The organism is Pseudoduganella umbonata, assembly GCF_014192225.1.
Taxonomy (GTDB): Bacteria; Pseudomonadota; Gammaproteobacteria; order Burkholderiales; family Burkholderiaceae_D; genus Rugamonas; species Rugamonas umbonata.
The window spans coordinates 256,138-269,778 of record NZ_JACHXS010000003.1 but is presented as its reverse complement, the minus strand read 5'-3'; the positions used below and the strand labels follow the sequence as shown (position 1 = coordinate 269,778).

Here is a 13,641-nt window from a genome sequence, read left to right as displayed (position 1 = left end):
GTTCTCCCGATCAGTCTGCGGTGTGGAGGGATGCGGCGGGGCGGCGGCGCGCGGCGACGCCGAGGCCGGCAAGGCCGGCGCCGAGCATCAGCCAGGCAGCTGGTTCCGGCACCGGATTGAGCGGACTGATCTCGTACGCGCCGATGGCGGACACGGTGGTGCTGAAAAAGCCGGAGGTCGTGGCATCTTCGCCCGTGACAAGGATCGTGTAGTGGCCCACTTCGAGCGGCCCGTGGAAGAACACCGCGCCATTGGTCGCTGCATAGCTGTCAGCGAACAGGAAATTGGCCGTGGGATTGGCCGGGTCGAACGCGCCGGTGTAGATGAACATCGAACAATCGAAGGCGCACGTCGTGGCGAAGTTGATGTCGTCCAGATACTCCAGGGCATTGACGTCGTATGCCCGGTACGTTACGTCGGGAACCGGAGGGGTAAAGGACCAGTTGCCGGGGTCCTCGTCGATCCGGTCCCAGGTCGGCCCGCCGGTCGTGTCGCCGGTGAAGGTGGTGATGGTGGCGCCGGCCTGTTGCGCGAGGCCGGCCAGCAGGGCGGCGCCGAGCAGCGCGCGGCGCAGAATGGGTGCTTGCATTGAAGAAGTGCTCCTATCGTAAAGTTCGTGCCGGTCGAACGCGGCGCCGGCAACGAGGCTTGTGGCCACGCTGCCGGCACCCGCGTCCCGGAACGATTTGGGTGTCAATCGATGATAGCGCTAACAAAAAAGCCCGACATTGTCAGGATTGCCGGCGACGACACACCGCATCGAGCCGATGCGGTCCCACCGCGCCTGACCTCCCGAGGCCGGAAACCCTGCGCCTGCGGGATCCACATGCATCTCCGGCGCATGAGCCAATATTAAATCGACGCCGACAGATGAGGTTGCGGGATGATAGCGTTATCAAACAATCCTTGTTCCCCGCCGTGTTTTTCGTGTCTTTTTTGTCACAGTGGAAGGGAAGGGAGGCGCTGCCCAATGCGGTACCCGGGATGACTCGAGCGACGATCGGACGGCAGCCGTTGCCGCTCACCGTTTCCCGCGCACCATGACGCGGGCGGGCGAACCGCTGACTCCCACCAGCCGCAACGGCAGGGTGATGATGTCGCCCGCGGGTGGCAGGCTGCCCACGTCGTCGAGCGTGTCTTCGGCCAGGTACTTGCCCGCTTCCGCCAGGCGCCGGTGAAACCACAGCGGGTCGTCATGATCGGCCTGCAGGTTGCCGACCATGGCCACGACCAGCGGCGGCAGGGCGAGCAGGGCGTCGATGGCACTGGTGGATGCGCGCAGCGGCGCACGGGCATCGAGCAGCAGGTGGGTCTCTCCGGCCCAACCCGGTCGAAAGTCCCGGTCGGCCAGGCACGCGGCCGTCACCAGGCGGTAGGTGCCCACGCATGCGCTGGCCGGCAGCCTGTCCAGCGTGGCGCCGCCGTCGGCAAAGTGGCAGGGAGCATCGATGTGGGTGCCCGTCTGGGTTCCCAGGATCAGGCGCCACACCTCGAAACCTTCGGTGGCGCGCTCCGCCCACCGTTCGGCGATCAGGGGCGGATCGGCGTAATCTCCCTCCCGGTAGATCGAAAGGTCCTGGTCGAGCTTGCGCGTAAGGTCGATCCATTCGTTCATGAAGCCCCTCCTTATCGGAAAACTTAATACCGCCGAGTAGCTGGCAGGATTCGAGTATTGGCGGTCGATAATATTAAAAAAAACGGCGGATGAATCAGTGTACGAAAAGCGTGCGGTCGCAAACGATTTGCGCATATACTGATGTTGCACCGCACAAATTCATTGCGCCGTCCATAACTTACTCGACAGGAGATACCATGAACGCTCTTCCGTTTCCCACCTTCGCGACCGCCATGCCCTCTGCCGAGAATAACCCGGCCGTTAATCTGATGACCGAACTCGGCAAGACCTATTCGGAAGCGTTGCAGTCGAACTTCCAGCAGACATGGATGAGTTCCGCACGAATCATCCAGGAACATGCGGCGCGCGTGATGACCACTTTTACGCAGGAGAGCATGGCGGCGATGGCGGAAATCGCCGCGCAGGGGCAGCAGCAGTCGTTCAGCCAGCTGATCAATGCCAACCAGCAGGTGGCGGCGAAGATGACCAGCGTGTTCGCCAAGGCGATGACGGAAGGGTTCAAGCCGGCCGGCACGCCTTGACGCCGGTTCCGCGACAGGTCCGCTTGTTCACGCTGGATCGATCGCCTTGAGCGCCCGGACCCGATCGCCTGAGTAATGTCGCCAGCGCAGCCGGCTAATGTCGCCAGCGCAGCCGGCGGCGGGGCATTAAATCGGCAAGAAAAATTATATTCCCGTTCGAACACCGGCTGTGCAAATGCAGCCGGCGGTTGATGTCGTGCCTTTCAATCGCAGGCGGAATGCGTCGCAAGAAACCAATCAGGCGGCAATCAATAAATATAGTGTAATCCTTCGGGGGAACGATGCAAGAGATGATCCAGACGGTAATGGAACAGTGGCTTGCACTGATACCTGGCGCGCTGCCGCAATCGCCGCAATCGCCGCAGTATCCCGGAGGCGCCGCCGTCCCCGATCGGCATGCCGGCCGCCCGGCATTCGTAGCCGGCAGCTACCAGTCCGGCGATGGCGAATTGCGCTATAAACTCTTCATTCCCGGCAGTTACGCAGGCGAGCAGATGCCTTTGCTGGTCATGCTGCATGGCTGGGGGCAAACCGCGGACGATTTCGCCGACGGTACCGGCATGAACGACCTCGCCGAAAAACACGGCTGGCTCGTGCTGTATCCGGAAAGATCCGCCTTCGGCTATGGCGGCTGCTGGAACTGGTTCGACCGGGCACACCAGCAGCGCGGCAGCGGCGATCCGGCGCTGATCGCCGCCACCACCCGCGCGGTGATGGCAAGCCATGCCGTCGCGCCCGGGCGCGTGTTCATCGCGGGCATGTCGGCCGGCGGAGCAATGGCGGTCGTCATGGGCCGCACCTATCCCGATCTGTTTGCCGCCGTCGGCTGCCATTCGGGCTTGCCGCATGCGTGCGCCACCGATTCAGCCAGTGCGCTGCACGTCATGCGGCATGGCGCGGTATCGCCGGGTGGCGCGACGGCGCAAGCCGGACCGGCCGTTCCCGTCATCGTCTTCCATGGCGACGACGACGCGACCGTGAACCTGGCCAATGGCGCCTCCGTGGTACGCGAATCGCTGGCCGCCGCGGGGCTGGCGCGGCCGCCGGTGCGCCTCGAAGCGTCGGCAACCGGCTTTGGCCGGTCCTTCACGCGCGCGGTGCACCGGAAGGCGGACGGCATCGTCGTCGCCGAACACTGGGTCATCCACGGCGCCGGCCATGCCTGGTCGGGTGGAAATGGCCGCGGCAGCTTCACGGATCCGCAAGGGCCGCCGGCCAGCGCGGAGATGCTGCGCTTCTTCCTCCAGGTCTGAGCGCATCCTCTTCACGCGCCGCCGCCGCCGGCCATGCCGGCGCACGTGCGCGACCGAACAGACGCATGCAGGGCATTTCCGCACCCTTCGATATCCAATCCGGAGGAGCCCATGCACGACAGCAGCGATACCAAGCCAACCAAGGTCCTGTCCAGCCCTGACGACCGGGCAGGCCAGGGCGCCGCCGCCAACCCGGCGCCGCCTGGGGCGGCCGATGGCGCCGCACGCCGGGAGTCGCAGAAAGTCATCTACGCCGCCATTGTCGCCAACCTGGGCATCGCGACCGCCAAGTTCATCGTCGCGGGCATCACCGGCAGCGCGGCGATGGTGGCCGAAGGCATCCACTCGGCCGTGGACACGGGCAACGAATTCCTGTTGCTGCTGGGCGAGCGCCGCAGTGCGCGCCCGGCCGACCGGCAGCACCCGTTCGGCTATGGCAAGTCGCTGTACTTCTGGGCGCTGATCGTCGCGCTGTCGGTGTTCTCGCTGGGCGGCGGACTGTCGATCTACCACGGCGTCGCCGCGTTGCAGACGCCGCCGCCGCTGGAAGACCCGCTGTGGAACTACCTCGTGCTGGGCGCCGCGGCCGTGTTCGAGGGCTACAGCTGGAACGTGTCGCGCCTGGCCCTGAATGCGGTGCGCAAGCCGGGCACCACACTGTGGCAGGCCGTGCGCGCCAGCAAGGACGCCTCCGTCTTCACGGTCTTCATCGAGGACACGGCGGCACTGCTCGGCATCGCGATCGCCGCGGCCGGCATCGCACTGGGCCATTATTTCGACAATCCGTATATCGACCCGGTGGCGTCGATCCTGATCGGCGTGCTGCTGGTCGGCGCGGCCGCGATGCTGGCCCGCGAGACCGGCGGCCTGCTGGTCGGCGAAAGCATCGACCGCGACGAACTCGAGGCCCTTCGCGCGCTGTTCCTGCGCGAGAGCGCGCTGGAATCCGTGGCCAGCCTGCGCACGATGCAGATGGGCCCCGGCGACGTGCTGCTGGCGGCGTCCGTCCAGTTCCGCCGCGGCATGCCGATCGACGAGGTGGAGCAGGCGATCGGCCGGCTCGAGGCGGCGGTGGCCGCCCGGCATCCGGCGGTCCGCCACATCTATTTCGAGGCCTCGGCGTTGCGCGCCGCCTTGCACTGACCGCCGGCGATGGCCCGGTGCCGCGGGCGGGCCTCCGTTGTATTTGGATCACAGCCGCTTCCTCCCCGCCGCCTCGTGTCGTGCGTTTTGCCCATGGGCGAACCGCGCGCCAGTGCGACCGATATCCATTGTGGTATCGGTTCCAACGTAAAAGTGATTGCTCGCCTGGCCGGCGCTGGCGTACATTGGCCTGGCACTTCCGCTCCCGCCAGGGGCGCAAGCGCTGCGCACGCGCCGCAGAGCGACGTCCAGAAAAATCCATATGACATCGGGTACCGGCTGACCAGCCAGAGGGTACCGACATGCACCACCACCTGACCGGCACGGCCGGCCACCTCTCCCGTGCGGGACCGCATCGTTGCGCGCCTCGCCCCGTCCTTGCTTGCTTCATTCGCCTGCCGTGCCTCTTTCGGGCGCGGCTGCCCGCGCACGCCGTCGCCGCACCAGGCCTGCGCGGATGCAAACCATACCAGGGACCAGCCATCGCCAACTGATGGCTGGCGTTTTACCTGCGGCAGTGCGCCATGGCCTCCTGGAGCCGTGGCAGGCATCGATGCCATCCGCCGCGGCATACCGGCCAACCGCTCAGACGGCGCCATCGACCAGAAAACGGAGACAACATGCATTCACCATTTCAACGCACCCTGATCCATCTTGCGGTGGCCGGCGCCTGCGGCATCCTCGCGCTGTCCGCCCAGGCCCAGGCCCAGGCCCAGGCCCAGGCCCAGGCTCAGGCTCAGGCTCAGGCTCAGGAAGGGCAGGCGGAAACCAACATCGCTGTCCCGCAACCCGACGCGCCACCCGCGACGCCGGCCGCGCCCGACCCTGCGGCCCCCGCGGGACCCGCGAACACCGTGATCGTGTCCGGTTCGCGCATCGCGGCGCGCGGCTTCAGCCAGCCGATTCCCACCACCACCCTGACGAACGCGGACCTCGAGAAGGCCGCCAAGCCGAACCTGTTCGAGACGCTGGTCGAACTGCCGGCGCTGCAGGGCAGCACGGGGCGTACCACCAACACGTTCAGCACCTCGAGCGGCATCCAGGGCCTGTCGTCGCTGTCGCTGCGCGGGCTGGGCACGATCCGCACGCTGACGCTGCTGGACGGCCAGCGCGTGGTCGGCGCCAACGTCACCGGCATCACCGACGTCAGCCAGTTCCCGCAACTGCTGGTCAAGCGCGTCGACGTCGTCACCGGTGGCGCGTCGGCGTCCTACGGGTCGGACGCGATCGGCGGCGTCGTCAACTTCATCACCGACAAGAAGTTCGCCGGCTTCAAGACCAACCTGTCGGGCGGCATGACGAAGTACGACGACGACAAGAGCGCGACCCTGCAGGCCGCCTGGGGCAAGGGCTTCCTGGACGACCGGCTGCACGTCACGGTCAGCGGCGAATTCACGAAGCAGAACGGCATCGATTCGCCCGGCTTCGGCGAAGTGGGCGCGAACGGGCGCAACTGGTACAACAATCCCGCGCTGCAGGAATCGACCCGGGAAATGCAGGCGGCCGGCCAGCCGCGCTACCGGAGCATCGTGCACGCCCAGCATATCCAGTACGCCAAATACGGCCTGATCACGAACGGTCCGCTGCGCGGCACCGCGTTCGGTCCCGGCGGCACGCCATATCCGTTCGAGTACGGCACGGATTGCATGGGCAACTTCTGCATCGGCGGCGACCGCTCGGGCAGCGTCGGCGCCGGCACCAACCTGGCCATGAACTTCAAGCGCCAGGTGGCCTACAGCCGCGTATCGTGGAACCTCGATGCCGACAACGAGATCTACGTCACCGCCAACTGGGCGCAGGTCAAGTCGCATTTCTCGCCGAACCCCGGCGCGGCCAAGCAGGGTAACCTGTCGATCGGTTGCGACAACGCCTACCTGCCGGCCTCGGTGGCCGCCGGCTGCGTGTCCGGCTACCCGACCGGCGTGATGTCGGTCGGCACCGCGAACGCACAGTTCCCGGCCAATATCAATGTGCACCCGACGCGCACCCAGCGCCGCTTCGTGGCCGGCGCGAACGGCAAGTTCGCCCTGTTCGGCAAGGACTGGGCGTACGACGCGTACGCCGAGCACGGCGAGAACACCACGATCATCGACGTGCGCGACATCACGCTGAACCGGCGCTACAACTTCGCCATCGACGCGGTGCGCGACCCGGCCAGCGGCGCGATCGTCTGCCGCAGCGCCGAGGCCCGCGCGGCCGGCTGCCAGCCGGTCAACATTTTCGGCGACGTGCCGATCAACATGGCGGGCTGGGAATACATCGCGCCGCGCACCGGCCCGCGCCAGCACACGGAATCGCGCCAGAACGTCGCCAGCGTCAACGTCAACGGCGAGGTGTGGGAAGGCTGGGCCGGCCCCGTCTCGATGGCGTTCGGCGCCGAGTACCGCCGCGAGAAATACGCTGTGGTCGGCGACCCCTACGGCGCCGGCGTCACCGACCAGTCGCCGTACAGCGCTGCCTGGCCGCTCGATCCCACGCTGTCGGTCACCGGAGACAACTGGTTCGCCGGCAATTACCACAATGGCGAGGGCAGCTTCAACGTGAAGGAGGCCTATGTCGAATTCAACATCCCGTTCCTGAAGTCCGCCACGTGGGGCGAGGCCAACCTGAACATCGCCGACCGGGAGGAAAAATACAGCACCGCCGGACACGCCAGGGCATGGAAGATCGGCGCCACGTGGAAGACACCGATCGACGGCGTGCGGCTGCGGGCGGTCAGCTCGAAGGACGTGCGCGCGCCCAACCTCTCCGAGCTGTACGCCGCCATGACGGTCACCAACCAGGCCGTCAACAACTCGCAGGGCTCGTCGATCCAGGTCCAGCAGCGCAACGTCGGCAACCCGAACCTGAAGCCGGAAAACGCCCGCAACAATTCGTTCGGCGTGGTGCTCAGCCAGCCGGGGTGGGCGCGCAACCTCAGCCTGTCGGTCGATTTCTACGACATCAAGGTCAAGAACGTCATCAGCTCGCTGAACCCGCAGCAGGAGGTCGACCTGTGCTACGCCGGCTACCAGGAAGTCTGCGCCGCCGTGTCGATCGACGGCCCGGCGGGTACCAACTACGTGCTGGCGCAGAGCTTCAACTTCGCCTCCCTGCACACGCGCGGCGTGGACATCGAGGGCGCCTGGCGCCAGCCGCTGTCCGACTGGGGCCTGCCGGGCGCCGTCACGCTGCGCGGCCTGGCGACCCGCACGATCCACTCGCTGTCCGATCCGGGCGTGCCCGGCACCACGCCGACCGAAGGGGCCGGCAACATGACAGGTGCCACGCCGAAGTGGAAGGCGCTGCTGTCGCAGTCGTGGGAGGACGGCAGGTTCGGGCTGACGCTGACCGAGCGCTGGATCAGCTCCGGGGTATTCAACAACGAGTACATCGAGTGCCGGACCGGCTGCCCGCTGCCGACCGCCGCCCATCCGACCATCTACGACAACCACATGCCCGGCGCCGTCTACCTCGACCTGGGCGGCACCTGGAACGTGACGAAGCAGGTGACGGCGTACTTCAAGGTCGATAACCTGGCCGACCGCGATCCGGTGCTGGTGCCGCAGACGAACCTCAGCCTGGCACTCAACCCGGCGGTCTACGATGCGGTGGGGCGTACGTACAGGGCGGGCGTGCGCATGACGTTCTGAGGTTGCCTGGCGGTGTAGTGCGGATGGCGCTGTTCGCTGCGAACAGCGCCATTTTTGTTGACACGGCCAATGCCGGTCCTTATCATTCCTGAAAATGACAACGTTGGACATTTTGCTGTCCGGCGGCAGAACAAACGCATCCAGGAGACCGAGTGGCAACCATTCACGACGTGGCCGAGAAGGCCGGAGTGTCGATCAAGACCGTATCGCGCGTGCTGAACGGCGGTACCGAAGTGTCGGAAAAAACCCGCACCCGCATTGAAAAAGCCATGCAGGCGCTGGAGTTCACGCCGTCGGCGGCGGCGCGCATGTTGCGCGGCAAGCCCACGGGACTGGTGGCGGTCATCGCCGAGCAGCTGACCACGTCGCCCGACTCGTCCGAGATCATCAAGGGCATCCACCACGTCTGCGAACAGCTGGGCAAGGTGCTGCTGATCGGCGAGACGGGCGGCCGTGCCGACGTGGCCGACCGGCTGGTGGCCGACATGCGCGAGCGGCGGGTCGAGGCGATCCTGTACGCCACGCCGTTCCACCGGCGCATCGCGCTGGCGCCGATGCTGGGCAGCACGCCCACCGCGCTGGCCAACTGCTTCGAGGAGCCGGGCCGCTACATGCAGGTGATTCCCGATGACGAAGGCGGCGGCTACGCGGCGGCGCAGATCGTGCTGCAGGCGGGGCACCGCAAGATCGCCTTCCTGCAGCTGATCCCCGGCATGGTCGCCACGGACCTGCGCCTGCGCGGCTTTCACCAGGCGCTGCGGGAGCATGGGGTGGCGCCCGTGCCGCAGTGGCTGATCCATGGCGCGGAAGCGGATGAAGCCGATGAATTCGCCCACCTTTCCGGCGCGGTGGAGCGGCTGTTTGCCAGCGCCGACCGGCCGACCGCGATCCTGTGCGGCAACGACAAGATGGCGATGCGCGTGATCTTCATCCTGCAGCGGCGCGGCCTGCGCGTGCCGGCCGATGTATCGGTCGTCGGCTTCGACGATTTCCGGCTGATTTCCGAGGCGCTCGATCCCGGCCTGACCACGGTGGCGCTGCCGTACCGCGAGATCGGCGAACTGTCCGGGCGCCATGTGCTGGAACCGGGCGACGACGCGCCACGCACCGTGCGCGTACCGTGCCTGCCGGTCATGCGCGGCACCGTGGCGGCGCCGTTCCGGAAGGACAGCGGGGCCGGCAAGGCAGGCAAGCCATGAAGCCGGTACTGGCGGCCGTGCTGGCCGTACTGGTTTCTCCCGCGCTGGCCGCGCCGGTCGAGATCAGGCTGTGGCGCCACGATACCGGCGATGCCGAGATGGCTGCGGGCAGGGCCGCGGTCGACCGGTTCAACCGTTCTCAGCCGCGCTGGCGGGTCACGGTCGAGGCCATCCCGCAAGGCTCCTACACGGAATCGATCACGGCCGCCTCGATGGTGGGGCAACTGCCGTGCATCATCGCGATGGACCAGCCGACGGTGCCCAACTTCGCCTGGGCCGGCCACGTGCGCACGCTCGACGGCCTGCTGCCGGCCGCCGCCGTCGCACCGCTCCTCGAAGGAGGACGCGGCACCTACAAGGGCCGGCTGTACAGCGTGGGGCAGGCCGATGTCGTGCTGGCGCTGTTTGCCCGCCGCTCGCAGCTGGCCGCCCTCGGCGCCCGCGTCGCCACGATGGAGCAGCCGTACACGCCGGCCGAATTCCACGGCATCCTGGCCGCCGCGAAGCGCACCGGCCGCTTCCGCTTTCCCCTCGACCTGAACGGCCGCTTCAAGGGCGAGTGGTACAGCTATGCCTTCTCGCCGTGGCTGCAAAGCGCCGGCACGGACCTGATCGACCGCGCCAGCTACCTTCGCGTCGACGGGGTATTGAACAGCACCGCGGCGATCGGCGTGGGCCAATACTACGGGCGCCTGTTCAGGGACCGGCTGGCCGAACGCCATCCCGCCGACGACAAGGCCTTCGAGCAGGGCAGGGCGCTGTTCCACTACACCGGGTCGTGGAAGGCGCGCGAGTACAGCGCCCTGTTCGGTGATGACCTGGTCGCGATGCCGCCGCCCGACTTCGGCCACGGCCCGAAGATCGGCGCGGCGTCCTGGCAATGGGGCATCACGAACAGCTGCCGGCACCCCGACGGCGCCGCGGCCTTTCTTGGCCACCTGGTCTCGCCGGCCGAAATCGCCGCCGCCTCGCGGATGACGGGACTGGTTCCCGTCAGCGCCGAGGGCGCCGCGCTGACGGAGCACTACCGGCCCGGCGGCGCCTGGCGCGTCTACTTCGACTATGCGAAGCGCTATGCCGTGCCGCGACCGGCAACGCCGGCCTACCCGGCGCTGTCGTCGGCATTCGAAAAGGCCATGGCCGACATCCGCAGCGGCAAGGATGCCGCCGAAGCGCTGGACGAAGCGGTGGAAGCGATGGAACACAATATCAAGCGCAACAACGGCTATGGCTTCGCCGTGCGCAAGGCGGGAGGCGGTTCATGAAGATCAAACTCGGCCAGGATCATCCGCTGGCGGTGGCGCTGTTCGCGTCGCCGGCGGTGCTGCTGTTCCTGCTGTTCGTCGTGCTGCCGATGGTCCTGGCGGCCGGCGCCACGTTCACCAACCACCGGCTGATGTCGCCCGAACCCACGCGGTACGTGGGCCTCGACAACTACAAACGGCTGCTGGCATTGGACGTGGTCGTCGTCGAGCCGCTGCGCGATACCGAAGGCACGGCGCAGCGCGACGACGGGGGCGTGCGCTATCCCACCTGGCGCCAGGTGCGCGAGCGGCATCCGGGCCTGCAATCGTACCGGGAGGCGTTCCGCATCGCGGTGGGCGAGAAGCGCATCGTGCTGGCGGCAACCGACCCGCTGTTCTACCGGTCGCTGATCAACACCTTCCTGTTCGCGGCGCTGGTGCTGCCGCTGCAATGCGGCGCCGCGCTCGGGCTGGCGATCCTGGTCAACCAGAAGATCCGCGGCCGGATCTTCTTCCGCACCGTGTATTTCGCGCCGGTCGTCACGTCGATGGTGGTGGCGTCCATCGTCTGGGCCTTCATGCTCAATACCGACCGCGGCATGCTGAACGAACTGCTGCGCGGCCTGCTGCACGACCCGGACGCCGGCCCCGACTGGCTGGGCGACAGCAGCTATGCGCTGCCCGCCATTGCGCTGATGTCGGCATGGCAGGGCGCCGGCTTCCAGATGCTCGTGTTCCTGGCCGGGCTGCAATCGATCTCGCCGGAGCTGTACGAGGCGGCAACGCTGATGGGCGCCAATGCGTGGCAGCGCTTCGTGCACGTCACGCTGCCGGGCCTGCGCAACACGATCGTCTTCGTGCTGGTATCGACCACGCTGCTGGCCTTCGGACTGTTCACGCAGGTCGACGTCATGACGTCCGGCGGGCCGCTGGATTCGACGACGACCGTCGTGTACCACGCCGTGCGCAGCGGATTCCGGGAGCAGGACGTGGGCTATGGCTCGACCATCACGCTGGTGTTCTTCGCCGTCGTGCTGGGGCTGTCCGTGCTGCAGCGCATGCTGGTAGCGAAAGGAGAGGGGAAATGACCACCGCCGTCAGCAAAGCCGGCCGCAGGATCTTGCGTGATACTGCGCTGTTCGCCGTCATGGCCGCGATCGGCCTGGTGTTCGTGGCGCCGCTGCTGTTCATGTTCATCTCGTCGTTCAAGGACGACTCGGCCATCTTCGCCAACCTGGGTTCCTGGTCGGCCTACCTGCCGTCGAGCGGCTGGTCGCTGCGCAACTACACGGCGATCTTCGAACACAGCGACCTGCCGTCGTTCCTGCTCAACTCGACCGTGATCGCCGCGCTGGTGGTCGCCGGCGGCATCCTCGTCAACAGCATGCTGGCGTTCGCGATCGCCCGCATGCGCTGGCGCGGCCGGCAGGCGGTGCTGGGCCTGGTGGTGGCGATGGTGATCGTGCCGTTCGAGGTGATCGCGATCCCGCTGCTGTCGCTGGTGGCGCGGCTGCCGTGGCCCGCCATCGAGCACGGCCAGCTGGTGCTGCACACGGGCTGGTTCAACAGCCTGCACGTCCAGGTCATCCCGTTCCTGGCCAATGCCTTCTGCGTGTTCCTGTTCTACCAGTTCTTCCGCGACATCCCGCCCGAGCTGGACGAAGCGGCCAAGATGGATGGCGCCGGCCCGTGGACCGTCTATGCGCGCATCATCATGCCCAACAGCGGCCCGGTCATCGCCACCGCCGCCATCGTGCTGTTCATCTCGGCGTGGAACCAGTACCTGTGGCCGATCATGGTGGTGCAGGGCGAGGCATTCCGGCCGGTCCAGCCGGGCATACAGCAATTTTTCGGACGTACCAATTCGTGGGGCCAGATCATGGCCTACGCATCGGTGATCACCCTGCCCGTGCTCGCGGTGTTCCTGGCCTTCCAGCGGCAGTTCGTCGCGTCGGTGGCCGGAACCGGCGTCAAGGGCTAACCCTGGAAGCACTATGACACTTCAACTCGACGACAAATATATCTGGGACTTCTGGCATTTCGAGGAATCCGGCACGCAGCACCTGTTCTTCCTGCAGGCCGACCGGGCCATCGGCAATCCCGACCTGCGGCACTGGAACGTGTCGGTCGGCCACGCCGTCTCGCAGGACCTGCGCGACTGGACCCCGCGCGGCAGGGTATTCGGCCCGTCGGCCGGCCCGGCCTGGGACGACTACACCACATGGACCGGTTCCGTGATCGCCGTCGATGGCCGCTATCACCTGTTCTATACCGGCACGTGCCGGGCCGAGAACGGCATGCGCCAGCGCATCGGCCACGCCACGGCGGACAGCATCGACGGGCCGTGGCAGCGTGTCGGCGACGGCCTGGCGCTGGACCTGGACGAGCGCTGGTACGAGGAATACCAGGAAGGCCGCTGGCACGACCGGGCGCTGCGCGACCCGTGGGTCCTGCCCGACAGGATCGACGGGATGTACCACATGTTCTATACCGCCCGCCGCAACGACGGACCGCTGTACGAACGGGGCGTGATCGGCCATGCGGTGTCGCCGGACCTGGTGCACTGGGAAGCGACCGCACCGGTGTACCACGGCGGCCATTACGGCCAGCTCGAAGTGCCGCAGGTGTTCGAGCGCGACGGGCGCTGGTACTGCGTGTTCTGCAATGTCGCCGCGCACTGGTCGGAAGCGATGCGCGAGCGTCATCATGGCGGTGTCTCCGGCACGCACTATCTGGTTGCCGACCACCCGCTGGGACCGTGGCAGCCGGCACCCGGCTTCCTCGACGGCGACGTGCCATGCCGCCGCTACGCGGGCAAGATCCTGCGCGACCCCGTCACGGGCGGCGACTGCCTGATGGCGTTCGAGGATACCGGCGCCGATGGCCGGTTTGCCGGCCGCATCGGCGACCCGATCCCGCTGCGCCTGGAGGACGGCCTGTACGTGAAAGCGGATGCTTTTCCGGCACGAAAATGACAACGATGGACATCAACCGATAACCCGGACAGGGAGGA

At 67.0% G+C, this 13,641-nt stretch carries 11 protein-coding genes; 9 read left to right on the top strand and 2 right to left on the bottom strand.

All coding sequences use genetic code 11. The features are described from left to right. Positions 1-10: 10 nt before the first annotated feature. Positions 11-589, bottom strand: coding sequence for a PEP-CTERM sorting domain-containing protein (locus FHS02_RS31210; protein ID WP_217496916.1), 579 nt, complete (start codon positions 587-589; stop codon positions 11-13). Positions 590-1,021: 432 nt separating this feature from the next. Next, positions 1,022-1,615 carry a cyclase family protein gene (locus FHS02_RS09895; protein ID WP_175424755.1) on the bottom strand — a complete coding sequence of 198 codons (594 nt, stop codon included), beginning with the start codon at positions 1,613-1,615 and terminating at the stop codon, positions 1,022-1,024. A 197-nt stretch (positions 1,616-1,812) separates the two neighbouring features. On the opposite strand from FHS02_RS09895, the gene FHS02_RS09890 reads away from it, so the two are divergent. The 9 genes from FHS02_RS09890 (at position 1,813) to FHS02_RS09850 (ending at position 13,603) form a co-directional block, all read left to right on the top strand. Then, the gene (locus tag FHS02_RS09890; RefSeq protein WP_137313274.1) at positions 1,813-2,157 is read left to right on the top strand and encodes a hypothetical protein; all 345 of its coding nucleotides are present in this window, start codon (positions 1,813-1,815) and stop codon (positions 2,155-2,157) included. Positions 2,158-2,447: 290 nt separating this feature from the next. Beyond that, positions 2,448-3,410, top strand: a complete 963-nt coding sequence (locus tag FHS02_RS09885; protein ID WP_137317323.1) for an extracellular catalytic domain type 1 short-chain-length polyhydroxyalkanoate depolymerase — start codon at positions 2,448-2,450, stop codon at positions 3,408-3,410. Between the two features lie 111 nt (positions 3,411-3,521). Beyond that, positions 3,522-4,553: a cation diffusion facilitator family transporter gene (locus FHS02_RS09880; RefSeq protein ID WP_137313273.1), complete on the top strand. Its 1,032-nt coding sequence runs from the start codon at positions 3,522-3,524 to the stop codon at positions 4,551-4,553. Positions 4,554-5,173: 620 nt separating this feature from the next. After that, positions 5,174-8,185: a TonB-dependent receptor plug domain-containing protein gene (locus FHS02_RS09875; RefSeq protein WP_137313272.1), complete on the top strand. Its 3,012-nt coding sequence runs from the start codon at positions 5,174-5,176 to the stop codon at positions 8,183-8,185. Positions 8,186-8,337: 152 nt separating this feature from the next. Continuing rightward, the gene (locus FHS02_RS09870; protein WP_137313271.1) at positions 8,338-9,384 is read left to right on the top strand and encodes a LacI family DNA-binding transcriptional regulator; all 1,047 of its coding nucleotides are present in this window, start codon (positions 8,338-8,340) and stop codon (positions 9,382-9,384) included. Continuing rightward, complete coding sequence (locus FHS02_RS09865) at positions 9,381-10,649, top strand: sugar ABC transporter substrate-binding protein (RefSeq protein ID WP_137313270.1); 1,269 nt, start codon at positions 9,381-9,383, stop codon at positions 10,647-10,649. The genes FHS02_RS09870 and FHS02_RS09865 overlap by 4 nt, the downstream gene beginning before the upstream one ends. Then, complete coding sequence (locus FHS02_RS09860) at positions 10,646-11,716, top strand: carbohydrate ABC transporter permease (RefSeq protein ID WP_137313269.1); 1,071 nt, start codon at positions 10,646-10,648, stop codon at positions 11,714-11,716. The genes FHS02_RS09865 and FHS02_RS09860 overlap by 4 nt, the downstream gene beginning before the upstream one ends. Next, positions 11,713-12,609: a carbohydrate ABC transporter permease gene (locus FHS02_RS09855; protein ID WP_137313268.1), complete on the top strand. Its 897-nt coding sequence runs from the start codon at positions 11,713-11,715 to the stop codon at positions 12,607-12,609. Before FHS02_RS09860 ends, FHS02_RS09855 begins: the two co-directional genes overlap by 4 nt. A gap of 13 nt (positions 12,610-12,622) precedes the next feature. Next, on the top strand, positions 12,623-13,603 hold the full coding sequence (locus FHS02_RS09850) for a family 43 glycosylhydrolase (protein ID WP_137313267.1): 981 nt from the start codon (positions 12,623-12,625) through the stop codon (positions 13,601-13,603). Positions 13,604-13,641: the final 38 nt, after the last annotated feature.